An 18,243-nucleotide genomic window follows, 5' to 3' on the forward strand; every position below is an offset into this window, starting at 1 on the left:
TGGGTCAAACTATTTTGTACCGAATAAACGGTCACCAGCGTCACCTAATCCAGGTGTAATATAAGCATGGTCATCTAATTTCTCATCTAATGCTGCGATATAGATATCGACATCTTCATGTGCTTCTTGTAATTTTTCTACACCTTCTGGTGCTGCAATTAGACACATAAATCTGATATGCTTGGCGCCACGTTTTTTAAGTGAATTAATCGCTTCAATTGCGGAAGCACCAGTCGCTAGCATTGGATCAACTACGACAATTTCTCTTTCTTCAATATCTTGTGGTAATTTCACAAAATACTCAACTGCTTCTAGCGTTTCAGGATCTCTGTATAAGCCAACATGACCTATTCTTGCTGCCGGCACAAGATTTAAGATACCTTGTGTCATGCCAAGACCTGCTCTTAAAATGGGAATAAATGCTAATTTTTTACCAGTTAAACGCTTAGCTATCATTTTAGTAACAGGCGTTTCAATTTCTACATCTTGTAACTCTAGATTTCTTGTCACTTCGTAAGCCATTAACATGCCTACTTCATCTACGAGTTCTCTAAATTCTTTTGTACCTGTATGTACATCTCTAATGTAACTTAATTTGTGTTGAATAAGTGGGTGATCAAAAACATGTACGTTGCCCATAATTACTTCCTCCAATTTAATTATATAAAGGATGTTTCGTAGTTAATGCTTTAACTCTTTCTTGTCCTTCTTTTAATGTTGTTTCGTTTTCAGGATCTTTTAACACTAAGCTTATAATTTTAGCTACTTCTTCAAATGCCGCTTCATCAAAACCACGTGTAGTAGCTGCTGGTGTACCAAGTCTTAAACCACTTGTTACAAAAGGTTTTTCTTGATCAAATGGTATTGTATTTTTATTACAAGTAATACCTATTGAGTCAAGGGCTTCTTCTGCTACTTTACCAGTAATATTGACTGATCCTTTTACATCTACGCATACTAAGTGATTATCAGTACCGCCAGATACTACTCTAAATCCTTCTTTATTTAGTGTATCAGCTAATACTTTTGCATTTTTAATAACTTGTTGTTGATATGTTTTAAAATCATCTTGTAGTGCTTCACCGAACGCTACTGCTTTGGCAGCAATAACATGTTCTAAAGGGCCACCTTGAATGCCTGGGAAGATTGTTTTGTCAATTTGCTTTTTGTATTCTTCTTTACATAAAATCATTCCACCACGAGGGCCACGTAATGTTTTATGTGTTGTTGTAGTTACAAAATCAGCATATTCTACTGGACTTGGGTGTAAGCCTGCAGCGACTAATCCAGCGATATGAGCCATATCTACCATCAATTTAGCGCCTACTTCATCAGCAATTTCTCTAAAACGTTTGAAGTCTATTGTTTTTGAATATGCAGAAGCCCCAGCAACGATTAACTTAGGTTGGTGCGCTTTTGCTACTTTTAATACTTCGTCATAGTCTATTTGTTCGCTTTCTTTGTCGACACCATATTCGACAAAGTTATAAAATTGACCACTAAAGTTTACTGGCGCACCATGAGTTAAGTGCCCACCATGACTTAAATTCATACCTAATACAGTATCTCCGTGTTCTAATGCCACGAGATAAACAGCCATATTTGCTTGTGAACCAGAATGTGGTTGAACGTTAACATGTTCTGCACCAAATAATTGCTTTGCTCTCTCAATAGCTAATGTTTCAGATACATCTACATATTCACAACCACCGTAATATCTTCTGTTCGGATAACCTTCAGCATACTTATTAGTTAATACTGAACCTTGAGCTTCCATAACTGCTTCCGACACAAAGTTTTCTGACGCAATTAACTCTATATTGTTATTTTGACGGTTGAACTCGTTTTGAATCACTTCATAAATTTCTTTATCTTGATCTTTAATAAATGACATTAGTAAACCCTCGTTTCTGTATTAGTTATATTTTGCTCTTTCGCCACCAATTTTTTTAGGTCTTGAAGAAGCGATTGTAACAATTGCTTCGCCAATTTGCTTCACGCTTGTACGTTCGGGTATTGCTACATGTTTGATATGCATACCAATTAATGTTTGACCAATATCTATACCTTTCGGAACAGTTATAGTTTCAACCACCATAGGCGCTTCCATATGCTGATATGCATACGTAGCTAAACTACCTCCAGCATGGACATCGGGTACAACGGTTACTTCTTCCATCGTTGCGGGGTCGAAGTTAGCTTTTTCAATCGTAATTGCTCTATTGATATGTTCACAGCCTTGAAATACAAAAGAAACGCCTGTTTCCGTTTCAATCTCTTTTAACGCTTCAAATATATCTTTTGCTACTTCCATTGAACCGACGCTACCTATGCGTTCGCCAATCACTTCTGAAGTAGAACAACCTACAATACAAAGCTCATCCTCTTTAAAGAAAGATTTAGCCTTTAGTTCATCTAACAATACTCTTAAATCTTCCATATTAAACACCCCTTATTTATTTTGATAAAAAAGTAAGCCAAAATACATAAGTCCAATCTGGCAAATTTAATTGCTAGCACATTTGCTACACGTAATTATTATAACGTATTTAATGACTTACTCATACTAATTTCACATATTTATTTACTCTAATATTTTATTTTTTAATTTTTCAATCAATGAATTTAATTCATTATAAATTTCAATATAATCTGATTTAGTTCCTCCAAATGGGTCAGAAACATCATCACCATGCAATACATATTCACTTAAAGTAAATATATGTGTATTTACGCCATACGTTTGTTTAATCGCATCTCTATGACTCCTTGACATTGTCAAAATAAGATCTGCATGCATGTCCATCTCAGTGAATTGTTGCGCATTGTCAGGTATTGGCAATTGTTTTTCTTTTAAGATAGCACGCGTATGTTCTGAGGTAGGTGCGCCATCTAATGCAAATAAACCACGCGAAGCAACTTCGATGTCAGGTATTTTAGCTTTTGCAATACTTTCTGCCATTGGACTTCTACAAGTATTACCAGTACAAACAAAAACAATTTTCATAATTTTTCTCCTTTAACGACGGTAAAGTTTGCCGCCTTTTGCATTCGATTCATAATAGCAACTGCTTCGCCACTATTTTCAAATCCAAAAATATAAGCTTCTTTAATCTTTTTATTTTGGTCTATATCGTGCAATATTTGATACAAGTTATGGTTTGCCCCTTTAATATCTCTTTCATTTTCACACAGCGGAATGAAAGTTGCGTTTTTTGGAATATATTTACGTTTATCTTTCGGGAATATAAACGCGACATCACTCCAATCTTTACATGAGGATGGTTGTTGATGAAAGCCGTATATAATCGTTATTGGCGTATCTGGCGCATAATGCTTATATTTCATTCCGGGGGCTATAGGTTTTTCTTGATTTAAATCATTTTTTGCTGAAATAGAACCTGGTAAAACATTTTCAATCATCGACTTGGTGATAGATCCTGGACGAGCAATTTTAAATGGATATTGCGTGCAATCTAACACGGTACTTTCTAAGCCTTCTTCACTTTGATCACCATTAACAATACCATCAATGCTTTGGTTTAAATCATGATATACATGTTCAAACTTAGTTGGAGAAGGCCTACCACTTAAATTAGCGCTCGGTGCGGCAATCGGTATATCTACAAACTCTAATATTTTTCTCCCAATCACATGACTTGGCATTCTAACCGCAATGGATGAAAGTCCACCACTTACACTTTCACATAAATATCCTTTTTTTAATGGTAAAATAAATGAAATAGGTCCTGGCCAAAATTGATTCATCAGTATTTTTACTTCTTGTGAAATGTGCTTCGTAAATACATCTAGTTGCTTAACATTATGTATATGCACGATAAGTGGATTATCAGAAGGTCTACCTTTTGCAGCAAAAATATTTTTTATAGTTTGTTCATTTCTTGCATCGCCACCTAAACCATATACAGTTTCAGTTGGTATAGCGATGAGTCCACCAGCTTCAAAAATATTTTTTATCTCATTAAAAGCATCTACATTTGCATCCTCAGTCGCATGATTTCTTAAATCCCATATTTTTGTTTTCATTTATACTCACCCTTTCATCTTAATTTCAATTTTAAAACAAAATAAGAAGTTATGCACCTTCATGACATATCATGTTAGGTACACAACTTCTTAAATTACCATTTAAAAGAAACCATTCTATCATTATCGTTAATATCTTTTATTATTTGGACACTTACAGCAGGATATTTTTTTTCAATTTTGCTTTTTAATATAGCTCCTTGTTTATAACCAATCTCAAACACAACAATTGCATTAGGTAATAATACGTCTGGTAATTGATCTAAAATCTTTTCATAAACTTGAAAACCATTGTTTTCAGCAAACAAAGCACTCATAGGTTCATATTGTAAAACAGTATCATCCATTAAAGCTTTTTCGCTCTCAGCGATATAGGGTGGATTTGAAATCAATCCATTCACTTTAATATGCTTTTCTATTAATGGATTTAAGGCATCGCCTTGTAAAAATATAACATCTACATCATGATACTCAGCATTTTCTTTTGCCACAGATAAGGCTTCATCATATAAATCTGTAGCTATAACATCCAAATTTTGATTCATTTTTTTTAGTAAAATAGGTATGTTACCACTACCTGTTCCAATATCTACAACCTTATCTCCCGATTTTACCAAATTATAAAAATGTAGTAATACTTCCTCGGTTTCTGGCCTTGGAATTAAACAATGCTCGTTTACTTTAAATATTTCACCATAAAAAGATTGCATTCCTACAATATATTGAATCGGTTCGCCTTGTAACATCCTTGCTTCCGCATTATCAAACAACACGTTGTGTGCTTCCGTCATAACTTCATCTGCGTGTAGCAAATAATCTAATTTTTGCCATTGAAATAAATCAAGCATTAACCATTCAGCTCGTGTAACTTCAATACCTTTAGTTTCGCATTTGTCTTGTGCGATTTTTAATCGTTCTCTATAATTCACCATCATTCAGTTCTTTCAATTTATCAGTTTGTTCAGCTAAAGTTAGTGCATCAATAATCTCATCTAACTTACCTTCCATAACTTGCTCTAATTTCTGCAATGTCAATCCAATACGATGATCCGTTACGCGACTCTGTGGATAATTGTATGTTCTAATTCTCTCTGAGCGATCACCTGAACCGACAGCTGATTTACGCTGTGCAGCATACTTTTGTTGTTCTTCTTGTAATTTCATATCAAATAAACGTGCTTTTAACACTTTCATTGCTTTTTCACGGTTTTGAATTTGAGATTTTTCAGATGATGTAGCAATGACACCTGTCGGTATATGTGTAATTCGAACGGCAGAATCAGTAGTATTTACGTGTTGTCCACCTGCACCACTAGAACGATACGTGTCTACTTTAATATCTTCATTTCGAATCTCTATCTCAACATCTTCAACTTCTGGTAATACGGCAACAGTAGCAGTAGACGTGTGAATACGTCCTCCAGACTCAGTTGCTGGTACACGTTGTACACGATGTGCACCATTTTCGTATTTCAATTTACTGTAAGCGCCTGTTCCTGAAACAGAGAAGCTAATCTCTTTGTAACCGCCATGATCACTTTCAGTAGCTTCTACGATATCAGTTTTATAACTATGTGCTTCTGCATATCTAGAATACATTCTAAATAAATCACCAGCAAATATTGCAGCCTCATCCCCACCAGCTGCTGCACGTATTTCAACTATTACGTCTTTTTCATCGTTAGGGTCTTTTGGAATTAACAAGAATTTTAATTCTTCTTCCAGTTCTGGAATTCTTTGGCTCAATTCTTGTTTTTCGTCTTTAAGCATTTCAACTTCTTCATCGTCTTTTGTTTCCTGTAACATATCATCTATTTCAGTTACATCTTCTTTAACCTGTTTATATTCACGATATACTTCAACTGTTTTTTGCAAATCAGCCTGTTCTTTTGAATATTTCCGTAAATTGTCTGGGTTATTTACGACTTCAGGATCACTTAACATTTCATTTAATTGCTCGTATCTTTCCTCTACAATGTCTAATTGATCAAACACTACATTTCCTCCTTCTCATGATTACTTGGTGCAACAATATGATGTGCTCTACATCTAGGTTCATAGCTTTCGTTAGCGCCAACGAGAATCACTGGATCATCTATTTTTGCTGGATTACCATCAATTAATCGTTGTGTACGGCTTGATGACGATCCACATACTGCACATACAGCTTGTAGTTTAGTCACTTCTTCACTTACTGCTAATAAATGCGGAATTGGTTCGAATGGTTCACCTCTGAAATCCATATCTAAACCTGCAGTAATCACTCTATGCCCCTTTTCAGCTAATTCTTCAACAATATGGACAATATTATTTTCGAAAAATTGAACTTCATCAATTGCTATAATATCAAAATTTGTTAAATCGTGTTTATAGATCTCAGCTGCTGTCGAGATATTAATTGCCTCAATTGCATTGCCGTTATGCGACACAATCTTATCTTTATGATAGCGATCATCTATTGCTGGTTTAAATACAACCACCTTTTGTTTAGCATATAGTCCACGTCTTAAACGACGAATTAATTCTTCAGATTTACCACTAAACATACTTCCAGTTATACATTCTATCCACCCGGAATGATAAGTTTCATTCATTATGCGTTCCACCCTTTTTCAAAACATAATCGGTTTATTATATCATATTTTCCAACTTAAAATATCAATTTCTCATAAGATATTTGTAATTTAATATGTAATCAAAGTGCTCAAACAACTGTGCAATTCTGTTTAAACCTACACATCGTCCATGTTAAATAAAAAAGCATTCTCATAAAATGAGAATGCCTTATGACAACAATTATTCGTTGCTTGATTTGAATCCGAATTTCTTGTTGAAACGTTCCACACGACCATCCGCAGCAGCGAATTTTTGACGTCCTGTGTAAAATGGATGTGAATCAGATGAAATATCTAAACGAATAACTGGGTATTCATTTCCATCTTCCCATTCCATTGTTTCTGATGAAGATTTTGTTGAACCACTTAAGAATTTAAAGTCTGTAGTTGTATCTAAAAAGATAACTTTGTGGTATTCAGGATGAATATTTTGTTTCATTTTTTTCAGCTCCTTTGCCCTGAACCATCTGGAACAGAGTTGTTTGTGAGTTTTTTTACCCAATACTTGATAATTATAATTGATATAAAACTAAAACGCAACCCTAAATCACATATTTAAATGTTAAGCTGCTTTAAATAATTGGCTTACCAGTTTTAGTACTTTCTTTGGCAGCTTGTTGCAATTGTTCAAAGAATTCTTGATTCGTTTTTGTACGTTTTAATTTTCTTACAAATCTTTCTGTGAAATCAAGTGAATCTGTGAACATGTTACGTAGTTGCCAAAGTGACTCTAAATCTTTTGGCGGTATTAGTAATTCTTCTTTACGTGTAGAACTTCGACCAATATCAATAGCTGGAAAGACACGGCGTTCAGCCAGTTTGCGATCAAGGTGTAATTCCATGTTTCCTGTCCCTTTAAATTCTTCATATATCATGTCATCCATACGTGATCCTGTATCTACTAAAGCAGTAGCTAATATCGTCATACTTCCACCAGCTTCAATATTTCTCGCAGCACCAAAGAATGCCTTAGGTTTGTGTAATGAAGCTGGATCTAAACCACCTGAAAGCGTGCGTCCGCTTGGCGGGATAACCAAGTTATATGCACGTGCAAGTCTTGTAATAGAATCCATAAGAATAATGACATCTTTACCTATTTCTACTAAACGCTTGGCACGTTCTAATAGTAATTCTGCTACTTTGACATGGTGCTGTGGTGGTTCATCAAATGTTGAATGAACGACTTCTGCTGATTCTACAGAACGCTCAATATCAGTTACTTCTTCTGGTCTTTCACCCACAAGTAGCACAAATAATTCTGCATCAGGTTTATTGATTGCGATGGCATTTGCAATTTCTTTCAATAATGACGTTTTCCCAGCTTTTGGTGGGGCAACAATCAAACCACGTTGTCCTAAACCAATTGGCGTAATTAAATCCATAATACGTGTAGAATAATTTTCTTTTGATGTTTCTAGCTTGATGCGCTCTTCTGGATATAATGGTGTTAATGCTTGGAAATGTGGTCTTTTCTTAACTTCTTCTGCATTCTCATCATTAACAAAATCTACTTGTAGCAAACCATAATACTTTTCATTATCCTTTGGTTTCCTTACTTTACCAGTTACTTTGTCGCCTCTTTTAATTTCAAAACGACGTATTTGGCTAGCAGAGATATAAATATCTTTCTCACCTTTTGAATAATTGACAGTCCTTAAGAAGCCATAACCATCTTGTTGGATATCATCTAAGATACCTTCCATATAATAGTTTCCATCTTTTTCCATCTGGGCTTCCATAATTGCAAGAACTAACTCTTTTTTATTTAATTTACTATAGTTTGTTAATTTTAGTGATTTTGCTTTTTGAGTGAGATCTTTAGTAGTGTAATTTTTATATAACTCGTGGAACGATTCGTACTGAGGTGATGTTCGTACTTTATCAGGCATTATCTTGCACCCATTTCATAAAAAAGTTTTAAATAACATAGAGGGCTACGCTATTTACCTTTATAACTATAGCAAATATTTTATTTAATTACAAAATGTATTTCAATTTTTGAAATTTATTAATACTGCTTTAAAGCTAATTAGTTAATAAAACAGTATGTTAAATTGTAAAGCTTTAATTTATAATTCAAAATTTCTAAAAATAATAAGCGCTAGGTATAGGTATCTCTGGTTCAATCATTAACATCAATTGTCACTGAGAAATATAAAAACTGACCTTTGCATATCGTAATAGACTTATATTGGGAATTTGAGGTTGTCGTTTCGTTAAGTAATATAAGTTAAACATTCATTTTTGGCGATTTTATAATGTCTTGACACCGAAGAAATGGTGGTTATAAGGGGCTACAGGTTCAAATCATATCCTCACGCATGCTTGTTAAAAATCGGAAGATTAAAAAATGACTAATCCATAAGCATACGGATTAGTCATTTTTAAGCTTGAGATTATTTGTCACAGTATATTTTTATTACAACTTATAATTTTATTTTGTATTAAATTACGCGTTAAAATATCCTGCAATAGATTTAACTTCTAAGAATTCTTCTATGCCATAATCTCCCCATTCGCGTCCTAAACCTGATTGTTTATAGCCACCGAATGGTAAGTCTGGTTTTCGTCCAGCTTCATTTATTTCAACTGTTCCAGCCTCAATTGAACGCGCAACTTTATGCAGTTTTTCTTTGTCTTGTCCATATACATAACCAGCTAAGCCATATTTCGTATCATTTGCAATTTCAATTGCTTCGTCTAAATCGTTGTAAGTGATCACAGACATAACAGGACCGAAAATTTCTTCTTGTGCAATTGTCATATCATTTTCAACATTATTAAAAATAGTTGGTCTTGCAAAATAGCCTTTTTCCAAGTTTTCAGGTTTTCCAGGACCACCGTATAATAATTCGGCACCTTCTTCTACACCTTTATCAATATATGATTGAACTTGATCAAATTGTTTTTTACTAATAATTGGTCCTACTTGTGTACCTTCTTCACGAGGATCACCAACTTTAACTTGGCTAAATTTTTCTTTAACAGCTGTTAAGAATTCTTCTTTTATACTTGCTGGTACCAATGTTCTAGTTCCTGCAGTACAAACTTGTCCTGTATTATTGACGACTTTACCAGTTGCTGCACTTGCAGCACCATCAATATCAGCATCATCTAAAATAATATAAGGAGATTTACCTCCTAATTCTAATGATACTTTTTTGAAATCTTCAGCTGCTTTCTTCATAATGCTTGCACCAGTTGGACCAGATCCAGTAAAGGACATCATTCTTACTTTTGGATGTTCACTTAGTGGATTTCCAACGCCTTGGCCATCACCATTCACTAAGTTAAATACACCTTTAGGTACGCCAACTTTATCAAATATTTCTGCTAAAATGATGGCTGCAAATGGTGTTTCTTCTGATGGTTTTAATACAACTGGGCTTCCTGCAGCAAAAGCTGCTGCTAATTTTAATGAAGTTTGGTTAGTTGGGAAATTCCATGGTGTAATTAATCCAGCAACACCAATTGCTTCCTTAACAACTAAATCGTCGCCACGTCTTTCTTCAAATTCAAAATTATCTAATGCATCTCGTGCAGCTTCAAAATGATTTAATCCCATTTGATAATGGACATTTTCAGATACTTTTAAAGGAGCTCCTAATTCGTCAGTTATTGCATCAACAATATCATCTTTTCTATTTTTATATTCTTGAACAATTTTATCTAACAGTTCTTTTCTTTCTGCTACAGAACTTTGTCTAAATTCTAAATATACTTTATCTGCTGCTTCTACCGCTTTATCAACATCCTCTTTATTGCCTTTAGCAATTGTGCCTGCCACTTCTTCAGTTGCTGGGTTGATTACATCAAGTGTTTCTCCACTTGCACTTTCTACCCATTCTCCGTCGATATATTGTTTAGTGAAATTTCTCATCAATTATTCACTCCTTAATTTGTGTTCATAATTTTATTCTAACCTAGATTTTTAATTTTAAAACATATCTGCTCATTCCAAATCATTGCAAACGTTGTTATTACAGGGTTTTACGCCTGAAATTTGTGCATAGTTATAATAGCATTATTGCGTTATATATCAACTAGAAATAACATTTATATCCTTAAAATTTTGCTTTTTTTAGAATATTTAAACATACCATGACATGTCAATTGGCACATCCACTCTTAATCAACAAAATTATTTTAACGCTACTATAGATTAGATGATTCGACAATAAATAAAAAAGCTATAAAGAAACCTTTAATTAAAGATTTCTTTATAGCTAATCTTAGTATGTTAAAAACAGACTAGATATAACAATCATATTCAAATAAAATATTACATGAAAATGTCAAATTAAAAAGTTAAAATCATTCACTTTCCAACTCGATATATTCTTGGGCCCATTTTTCCATAGGAACCAATGCCGATGCTAAGGCATCACCTTTATCTGTAAGTTGATATAAAATGTTCATAGGACTAGTAGAAATAATTTTTTTCTCTACAAGTCCCCATTCATTAAGGTCTGTGAGCTTTATGCTAAGTGCACGAGGCGTAATTGTTTTCAAATCACGTTTCATATCAGAAAAATGAGCAGATTTTTCCGTGCACCTAGACAAGTAATTAATGATAAGACCGTTCCAACTTCTACCTACTATTTTAAAGGTCTCTTCAAGATAAGGGCAAACCTCCATGGTCATCACCTCATATCAATTATATTTCCCCACTGCATAAACTATAATGTACTTTATACATTCAGTATAATTATTATACCACATGTTTTATATTTTTTCAGTCCAAATGTCTGCTCCAAGTGATTTTAGTGTTTTAACAATATTGGTATAACCACGATAAATATGTTTTACATTATAAATTGTAGTAACACCTTCAGCTAATAGGCCAGCTACAATTAGACAAGCACCTGCACGTAAATCACTTGCGTATACTTCTGCACCTGTTAATTTAGAGGGTTTGATTGTTGCAGTACCATTATCTGATGTAATATTAGCACCCATATTTTTAAGTTCTTCGACATGCTTGAATCGAGCTGGATAGATTGTTTCAGTCACAAAAGAAACTCCATCAGCCATAAATAATAATGGCGTAATAGGTTGTTGTAAATCTGTAGCAAAACCTGGATATACTAATGTTTTAATATCTACACTAGAATATGGTGTGCTTCTCTTAATTGTTACACTATCATCACCAACATTTATGTTTACACCAAGTTCTTTCAACTTAACAGTTAATGGCTCAACATGGGTAGGGATAATATTATTTATCACAATATCTTCACCACAAGCTGCGGCAATACACATATATGTTCCTGCTTCAATTCTATCTGGTATCACTTGATGATGTGATCCATGTAAATGCTCAACACCTTTTATTTTGATTGTACTTGTACCAGCACCTTTAATATTAGCGCCTAAACTTGTTAAGAAGTTAGCTACATCAACCACTTCTGGTTCTTTCGCTGCGTTTTCAATTACAGTTTGTCCTTCAGCTCGTACTGCTGCCAACATAATATTAATCGTTGCACCTACACTAACGATATCTAAAAATATATTAGCACCTATTAAACGATCCGCTTCAATTTTCATAGATGTTTCACTGGATTCATCAACATGCGCTCCTAATGCTTTAAAACCCTTGATGTGTTGATCAATCGGTCGTGGACCTAATGGACAACCGCCAGGCAACCCAATTACACATTTTTTAAATCTACCTAACATTGCCCCCATCATATAATATGAAGCACGTAGTGATTCTACTTTATTATTAGGTAATGGGGCATTTTCAATTTCATTTGGATCAACTTCAAGTGTCGTGCCGTCTAGCTTTGCATCAATATTCAAATCACCTAATAAACTCACAAGCGTTTCAACATCTGAGATTTGTGGTAACCCTTCTATTGTAACTTTATCTTCCGCTAGAATTGTAGCTGGAATGATTGCTACAGCACTATTTTTTGCACCATGATTATTAACTTCACCTTTTAGTGTTTGACCGCCTCTAATTTTTATTACTTCTTGAGCCATTCGCTTGATCTCCTTTGCCTTTCAATCAGTATTTCAATTTAATTACATTATTTGCATTATAAAGTAAAAAAATGAACTTTGCAAAACACACCAATGAAACAAAACTTTTTTAATTTTAAATTATGTATTGCTTCACTTTTATGTATACTATAATGATATTTTTATTCCCGATTTAATAGGATTCAAATCTTATTTATCTTATTTCTGTTTAAAATTTATGTTGATTTTTCAATTTGCTTAATTTTAACGCTCATAGATTATAACATAAAAAAATAAGACTGCGACATTAAAAATTGTCACAGCCTTATCGATTGAATCATCAAGATTACTTTAAAATATGCATCTTTCTATTATAGGCAGATTATTTAGCTCTATTTGATGTACCAAACTCTTTAATTTTACCCACTACTGTTGTTTTAATCGCTTCACGTGCTGGTCCTAAATACTTACGAGGATCATACATTTCTTTATCATTGTCTAAAGCTTCACGTACTGCTTTTGCAGAAGCAATTTGATTTTCTGTATTAACATTGATTTTTGCAGTGCCAAATGGAATCGCTTTTTGAATATCTTTAGTTGGGATACCAGTTCCACCATGTAATACTAATGGTAAGCCAGTTGAAGCACCAATTTCTTCCATTTCTTTAAATCCTAATTTTGGTTCACCTTTATATGGTCCGTGAACTGAACCTAATGCTGGTGCTAAAGTATCAATACCTGTTCTTTCAACAAGCTCTTGACATTCTTTAGGATCTGCATAAATAACACCTTCAGCAACAACATCGTCTTCTTGTCCACCTACTGTACCTAATTCAGCTTCTACTGATACACCATGTTCGTGAGCGTATTCAACTACTTTTGATGTAATTGCTACGTTATCTTCAAATGACTCATGAGAAGCATCAATCATAACTGATGTAAATCCAGCATCGATAGCTTCTTTACATTTATCAAAACTTGAACCATGGTCTAAGTGAATTGCCACTGGAACCGTAATTTCTTTATCGTGCATTAATCCTTCTACCATTTTAACTACTGTATAGAATCCGCCCATATAACGTGCTGCACCTTCAGAAACTCCTAAAATAACTGGAGCATTTTCTTCTTGTGAAGCTTCCAATATCGCTTGTGTAAATTCTAAGTTATTTAAGTTGTATTGGCCAACCGCATAACCATTTTCTTTTGCATCGATTAACATTTCTTTCATTGAAACTAAAGGCATGAAAGTTCCTCCTTAGTGCATTGAGCACATATTTTTACAATTTAATTATATCAAAATCCCAAACAATTTGCATTCTTCTATTCATTTGTAAGCGTTTTTAATTTATTTTTTAATTTATTCCATTTAAATCAGTCTTTAGCATTCATACTTTTATATAAAATTGCAATATTTTCTATCATTATTTAAAATAAGTTGAGTGAATAGAACGGAGGTACATATATGTCTAAAATTTTAAACACACAATTAAATGGTGTTTTCAATCGAATTGAAGCACAAGATTTAGATATTCAAATGGCAGCTCAATGCTTAATTCAAGCAATAGGCGGAGAAGGTAATGTGTTTGTTAAAGGTTATGGGGACTTGAATTTTTTTGAAAATTATATTTTAAATAGTAATGAAAAGTTAGAATCTAGTGTTGCATTATCCTCACTTAATACATTCGAAGATATTGACACAACAGATAGAGTGTTTCTTTTTTCCCCTTACTATACTGAGAATGTTGAAAATGATGTTAAGTCATTAATTGCAAATGATGTAGACTTTGTCTTAATTTGTAATAAACCAAAAACAGGAAATTTTCCAGATCATTTATTTCATTTTGTTAATCTAAGTACACCAAGACCTATTGTGTATACCGAAGATTACGATAAAATTGTTATACCACATCCAATTGCATTCAACTACATTTATTATGATATATATACACAAATGGTTGAAATGGTTAGAGATTTAAATCTTTAACATCTAAATCACTATTATTCTTCATATCTCATCAAATTTAATAAACAAACTAACTTTAAAAAGGCTGAAACGAATGTCATCGTTTCAGCCTTTTTAATCAATATTTACTTTGTTTGTTGATGATTCAATGATGCTTCTATAAATGCTTTGAATATAGGTTGTGGTCGATTAGGTCTAGATAAGAATTCTGGATGAAATTGACATGCAACGAAGAAATCATTTTCAGGAATTTCTACCATTTCAATCAATCTACCATCTGGACTAGTTCCAGAGAAAATCATACCTTTTTTTTCTAGTTGATCTCTATATTCATTATTGAACTCATAGCGATGACGATGTCTTTCTTCTATATCTACTGCGTCATAAATTTTATGCGCTAAAGTTCCTTCTTTAATATGACATGGGTATAGCCCTAATCTTAACGTACCACCTAAATCTTCAATGTCTTTCTGTTCGGGCAATAGGTCAATGATCGGATGTGGCGTTGAGGGATCTAATTCTGCAGAGTGTGCATTTTCTAAGCCAAGCACATTTCTTGCAAACTCTACTGTAGCAAGTTGCATTCCTAAGCAGATACCGAAATATGGTACATTATTCTCTCTCGCGTATTTGATAGCGGATATTTTTCCTTCACTTGCTCTGAATCCAAATCCACCAGGAACTAAAATACCATCAACATCATTCAGTATATCATGTACATTTTCATCAGTTACTTCACTAGAATCTATCCACTTAACTTCAATATCCTTTTTAAATGGATAACCTGCATGTTTTAACGATTCAACTACTGATAAATAAGCATCTTGAAGACTTACATATTTACCAACTAAACCGATAGTTATTTTGCCATCTAAACTGTTTACTGTATCTAGTAAATACTGCCATTCATCTAACTGAGTATCATACTTAGCGTTAAGTTCTAAGCGTTGAATTACAATATCATCCATGTCCTGCTTACTTAATTGTAATGGAATTTCATAGAGTGAATCTGCATCGCGACATTCAATGACACTTTCTTTGTTAATATCACAGAATAAAGCAATTTTATCTTTTAAATCTTGTGTTAATTCATATTCTGTACGTACTACGATTAAGTCTGGTTGAATACCCAACCCACGAAGTTCTTTAACACTATGTTGTGTGGGTTTTGTTTTCATTTCACCGGCAGCTTTTATAAATGGTAAAAGTGTACAATGTACGTACATGACGTTTTCACGACCCAAGTCACTACGAATTTGTCTAATCGCTTCTATAAATGGTAATGATTCAATATCTCCAGTAGTACCGCCAATTTCAGTAATAACTACATCAGCATTCGTACTTTCTCCTGCTAAAAGTAAACGCTCTTTAATTTCATTTGTAATATGAGGAATTACTTGAACCGTACCACCTAGATAATCACCACGGCGTTCTTTTTTCAAAACATGTGAATAAACTTTACCAGCAGTAACATTTGAATACTTATTTAAATTAATGTCAATAAATCTTTCATAATGTCCTAAGTCTAAATCTGTTTCCGCACCATCATCAGTAACAAATACTTCACCGTGTTGGTATGGACTCATTGTACCTGGATCAACATTTAAATAAGGATCAAATTTTTGTATTGTAACTTTTAATCCTCTATCTTTTAATAAACGTCCTAAAGATGCTGCTGTGATACCTTTACCTAGTGAAGATACAACCCCACCAGTTACAAAAATAAATTTTGTCATTTTCTGCCTCCTATTATTAAAACAGTCATTCCCACAATACCAACAAAAATTTATGGCATGTTTCATTAATCATTGAAATAGTTATAATTTATGTAACCGTCTAAGCGTTATAATTTTTAAATGTCATTATATTCACTAAAAATAACGTCATAAATTAAAATTTTATAAAATTTGTATAGTCATTCAAATAAAAAAATCGCTCCCTCTCACAGTATTTGCAAGGGGGAGCGTATAATATTTATACACGTCGTCCTAATTAAAGGAGCCCGAATAAAATTTTATCATTTTCGCAGAAAAAGTCAAATGAATATTGATAGATTATTGATTAATTTTCTTCGTCTTCTTCGTCTTCTTCCTCTTCATCATATTCATCTTCGTCTTCTTCTAAATCTTCATCTTCGTCATCGTCTTCATCAATAACGATTTCATTTTCAGGAATCTCTTCGTCAACTTCTTCTTCATCAGGTTCTTCGATTGTCTCTTGGTCATCAGTGACTGCTGGGATGTCATCATCGTCGTCTGCCTCATCTTCACCAAGTAATTTTAATGTTTTATCTTCTTCATCGTCATCGTCTAAAATGTCGAATTTTTGGATAGTTGGTGCTATTTTTTCTTCAATATCGGCAACTGAATACCAATCACGTAAGCCCCATATGTTTTCTCCAACATTTAGGAAACGACCATCTGTGTTTAAGTCTGTATAGAATTGAACAATTCTATTTTCAATTTCGTGGTCTTCGTAATGACCTAAAGCTTTAAATTCGTCAATAATATCATATAAGTTCATTGTATCGCCTTTTTCAAGTAATAATGTGTAGGCCATATCAATAAATGATTTCTCGTCAACCATTTCTTTAGTGTAATCTTGAATTCTCATTATTTATTCTTCCTTTCAGAGGCATTTATGCATTTATCCAAATCAGTACTATTCATCTTAAGTAATAATAACAAAAGTAAATTATAAATGACAATCCCTGATTTCGCAAACACTATTAATAATTAATATATTTTTCAAAAACAGAAAAATCTTCTGCCTTTTCAATTTCAACAAAATTACTGTTTATACATAGTGGTTTTAATTCATTATTTTCCCCATAAAGTGTTATTGTTATTAGTTTTATACCTTCAAAATGTTTTCGAATATATGTAGGTAATTGTCTCAATGCACTTTCCGCTATACCGTTATGTCTCTCTGCTTTATCAACTTCAATTGAATTAATATTCATACGCTGTTCATGTTGCTCAATTGCTATAAAACCTACCTTATTATCGTCTTTCATCATATCAATAATATGCACATCATAAGGTGATGTATCTCCATTTGCTGTTAGCTTTAAAGAAGATACATGCTTAGAATCTAAATCTAAATAATATAGACGTTCTTTGCCGATCGGGCCTTCTTCTTTTGTGGCAGCATGCATAAAACCTGCACGTTCATATACATTCCATGCACCTTTATTTTCCGCATCTACAACTAAGTATAAATGATTAAAATTTGGAAATAGCTTTTGAACATATTGTGGCAAATACATCATCATTTTTGTACCATACCCAAACCCTTGAAAATCTTCGTTTACAGATAAAGAACGAACATATATAACTTGTTTAGGTGTATCATAGCCTTCATGTTGATAATATTGATGTAAGACAAAAAAACCTACTACTTCTCCTTCATCATTCAAAGCAATATTAGCTACTCGGTCGTTATCCTTCAACGCATCACTAAGCACATCTTTTGGCAATGAAGAATATATCTGTTGGCGCTCACTTAATTTAAAATGACATACAGCTGTTTTATATTTTTCTTCAAAAACTTGTATTGTAATATTTTCAAACGTTTCTTTAATAAACATATTATATCCCCTATTGTGTTTAACTTTTATTAGTTATTAATACCACTTTTACACTAATATAATCG

Annotated in this window: 18 protein-coding genes; 1 reads left to right on the top strand and 17 read right to left on the bottom strand. The window is 33.3% G+C overall.

Annotation, left to right across the window (positions count from 1 at the left end; all coding sequences use genetic code 11):
- Positions 1–9 precede the first annotated feature (9 nt).
- The 14 genes from upp to fdaB form a co-directional block, all read right to left on the bottom strand.
- Positions 10–639, bottom strand: coding sequence for a uracil phosphoribosyltransferase (upp, locus tag CD150_RS06855; protein WP_019468295.1), 630 nt, complete (start codon positions 637–639; stop codon positions 10–12).
- Between the two features lie 16 nt (positions 640–655).
- Positions 656–1,894 (bottom strand): serine hydroxymethyltransferase, encoded by a 1,239-nt coding sequence (glyA, locus tag CD150_RS06860; RefSeq protein WP_046207757.1) that lies wholly within the window; start codon positions 1,892–1,894, stop codon positions 656–658.
- Between the two features lie 21 nt (positions 1,895–1,915).
- Positions 1,916–2,440, bottom strand: a complete 525-nt coding sequence (locus CD150_RS06865) for a TIGR01440 family protein (protein ID WP_103161452.1) — start codon at positions 2,438–2,440, stop codon at positions 1,916–1,918.
- Positions 2,441–2,584: 144 nt separating this feature from the next.
- A complete protein-coding gene (locus CD150_RS06870) occupies positions 2,585–3,007 on the bottom strand; it encodes a low molecular weight protein arginine phosphatase (RefSeq protein ID WP_046207755.1) in 423 nt (140 codons plus the stop codon).
- Entirely contained in the window at positions 3,004–4,047 is a 1,044-nt protein-coding gene (locus tag CD150_RS06875) for an L-threonylcarbamoyladenylate synthase (RefSeq protein WP_103161453.1), read from the bottom strand. Before CD150_RS06875 ends, CD150_RS06870 begins: the two co-directional genes overlap by 4 nt.
- 95 nt (positions 4,048–4,142) lie before the next feature.
- Entirely contained in the window at positions 4,143–4,979 is an 837-nt protein-coding gene (prmC, locus tag CD150_RS06880; protein WP_073346093.1) for a peptide chain release factor N(5)-glutamine methyltransferase, read from the bottom strand.
- Positions 4,966–6,042 (bottom strand): peptide chain release factor 1, encoded by a 1,077-nt coding sequence (gene prfA / locus CD150_RS06885; RefSeq protein ID WP_073346097.1) that lies wholly within the window; start codon positions 6,040–6,042, stop codon positions 4,966–4,968. Before prfA ends, prmC begins: the two co-directional genes overlap by 14 nt.
- A complete protein-coding gene (locus tag CD150_RS06890) occupies positions 6,042–6,641 on the bottom strand; it encodes a thymidine kinase (protein ID WP_046207751.1) in 600 nt (199 codons plus the stop codon). The genes prfA and CD150_RS06890 overlap by 1 nt, the downstream gene beginning before the upstream one ends.
- Positions 6,642–6,843: 202 nt before the next feature.
- Complete coding sequence (locus CD150_RS06895) at positions 6,844–7,101, bottom strand: type B 50S ribosomal protein L31 (RefSeq protein WP_019468287.1); 258 nt, start codon at positions 7,099–7,101, stop codon at positions 6,844–6,846.
- Between the two features lie 133 nt (positions 7,102–7,234).
- Positions 7,235–8,551 (bottom strand): transcription termination factor Rho, encoded by a 1,317-nt coding sequence (gene rho, locus CD150_RS06900; protein WP_073346100.1) that lies wholly within the window; start codon positions 8,549–8,551, stop codon positions 7,235–7,237.
- Between the two features lie 560 nt (positions 8,552–9,111).
- A complete protein-coding gene (locus CD150_RS06905) occupies positions 9,112–10,542 on the bottom strand; it encodes an aldehyde dehydrogenase family protein (RefSeq protein WP_073346104.1) in 1,431 nt (476 codons plus the stop codon).
- A gap of 434 nt (positions 10,543–10,976) precedes the next feature.
- Complete coding sequence (locus tag CD150_RS06910) at positions 10,977–11,300, bottom strand: winged helix-turn-helix transcriptional regulator (RefSeq protein WP_046207748.1); 324 nt, start codon at positions 11,298–11,300, stop codon at positions 10,977–10,979.
- Positions 11,301–11,387: 87 nt separating this feature from the next.
- Positions 11,388–12,647, bottom strand: a complete 1,260-nt coding sequence (gene murA, locus CD150_RS06915; RefSeq protein WP_046207747.1) for a UDP-N-acetylglucosamine 1-carboxyvinyltransferase — start codon at positions 12,645–12,647, stop codon at positions 11,388–11,390.
- A gap of 361 nt (positions 12,648–13,008) precedes the next feature.
- On the bottom strand, positions 13,009–13,869 hold the full coding sequence (gene fdaB / locus CD150_RS06920; protein WP_073346107.1) for a class IIb fructose-bisphosphate aldolase FdaB: 861 nt from the start codon (positions 13,867–13,869) through the stop codon (positions 13,009–13,011).
- A gap of 219 nt (positions 13,870–14,088) precedes the next feature.
- On the opposite strand from fdaB, the gene CD150_RS06925 reads away from it, so the two are divergent.
- Positions 14,089–14,610: a DUF2529 family protein gene (locus CD150_RS06925; protein ID WP_046207745.1), complete on the top strand. Its 522-nt coding sequence runs from the start codon at positions 14,089–14,091 to the stop codon at positions 14,608–14,610.
- Positions 14,611–14,714: 104 nt separating this feature from the next.
- Here the strand turns inward: CD150_RS06925 and pyrG are convergent, their stop codons facing one another.
- The 3 genes from pyrG to CD150_RS06940 all read right to left on the bottom strand — a co-directional run bounded on the left by pyrG (position 14,715) and on the right by CD150_RS06940 (position 18,178).
- Positions 14,715–16,325 (bottom strand): CTP synthase, encoded by a 1,611-nt coding sequence (pyrG, locus tag CD150_RS06930; RefSeq protein ID WP_073346110.1) that lies wholly within the window; start codon positions 16,323–16,325, stop codon positions 14,715–14,717.
- Positions 16,326–16,650: 325 nt separating this feature from the next.
- Positions 16,651–17,202: a DNA-directed RNA polymerase subunit delta gene (gene rpoE / locus CD150_RS06935; protein WP_103161454.1), complete on the bottom strand. Its 552-nt coding sequence runs from the start codon at positions 17,200–17,202 to the stop codon at positions 16,651–16,653.
- Between the two features lie 115 nt (positions 17,203–17,317).
- Positions 17,318–18,178: a GNAT family N-acetyltransferase gene (locus tag CD150_RS06940; protein ID WP_073346117.1), complete on the bottom strand. Its 861-nt coding sequence runs from the start codon at positions 18,176–18,178 to the stop codon at positions 17,318–17,320.
- Positions 18,179–18,243: the final 65 nt, after the last annotated feature.

This window comes from Staphylococcus ureilyticus (assembly GCF_002902235.1).
Classification (GTDB): Bacteria; Bacillota; Bacilli; order Staphylococcales; family Staphylococcaceae; genus Staphylococcus; species Staphylococcus ureilyticus.

Excerpts from the sequence above, each read along its gene's own strand:
- upp (WP_019468295.1), bottom strand. The coding sequence starts at position 639 with ATGGGCAACGTACATGTTTTTGATCACCCACTTATTCAACACAAATTA.
- glyA (WP_046207757.1), bottom strand. The coding sequence starts at position 1,894 with ATGTCATTTATTAAAGATCAAGATAAAGAAATTTATGAAGTGATTCAA.
- CD150_RS06865 (WP_103161452.1), bottom strand. The coding sequence starts at position 2,440 with ATGGAAGATTTAAGAGTATTGTTAGATGAACTAAAGGCTAAATCTTTC.
- CD150_RS06870 (WP_046207755.1), bottom strand. The coding sequence starts at position 3,007 with ATGAAAATTGTTTTTGTTTGTACTGGTAATACTTGTAGAAGTCCAATG.
- CD150_RS06875 (WP_103161453.1), bottom strand. The coding sequence starts at position 4,047 with ATGAAAACAAAAATATGGGATTTAAGAAATCATGCGACTGAGGATGCA.
- prmC (WP_073346093.1), bottom strand. The coding sequence starts at position 4,979 with ATGGTGAATTATAGAGAACGATTAAAAATCGCACAAGACAAATGCGAA.
- CD150_RS06890 (WP_046207751.1), bottom strand. The coding sequence starts at position 6,641 with ATGAATGAAACTTATCATTCCGGGTGGATAGAATGTATAACTGGAAGT.
- CD150_RS06895 (WP_019468287.1), bottom strand. The coding sequence starts at position 7,101 with ATGAAACAAAATATTCATCCTGAATACCACAAAGTTATCTTTTTAGAT.
- rho (WP_073346100.1), bottom strand. The coding sequence starts at position 8,551 with ATGCCTGATAAAGTACGAACATCACCTCAGTACGAATCGTTCCACGAG.
- CD150_RS06905 (WP_073346104.1), bottom strand. The coding sequence starts at position 10,542 with ATGAGAAATTTCACTAAACAATATATCGACGGAGAATGGGTAGAAAGT.
- CD150_RS06910 (WP_046207748.1), bottom strand. The coding sequence starts at position 11,300 with ATGGAGGTTTGCCCTTATCTTGAAGAGACCTTTAAAATAGTAGGTAGA.
- murA (WP_046207747.1), bottom strand. The coding sequence starts at position 12,647 with ATGGCTCAAGAAGTAATAAAAATTAGAGGCGGTCAAACACTAAAAGGT.
- fdaB (WP_073346107.1), bottom strand. The coding sequence starts at position 13,869 with ATGCCTTTAGTTTCAATGAAAGAAATGTTAATCGATGCAAAAGAAAAT.
- CD150_RS06925 (WP_046207745.1), top strand. The coding sequence starts at position 14,089 with ATGTCTAAAATTTTAAACACACAATTAAATGGTGTTTTCAATCGAATT.
- pyrG (WP_073346110.1), bottom strand. The coding sequence starts at position 16,325 with ATGACAAAATTTATTTTTGTAACTGGTGGGGTTGTATCTTCACTAGGT.
- rpoE (WP_103161454.1), bottom strand. The coding sequence starts at position 17,202 with ATGAGAATTCAAGATTACACTAAAGAAATGGTTGACGAGAAATCATTT.
- CD150_RS06940 (WP_073346117.1), bottom strand. The coding sequence starts at position 18,178 with ATGTTTATTAAAGAAACGTTTGAAAATATTACAATACAAGTTTTTGAA.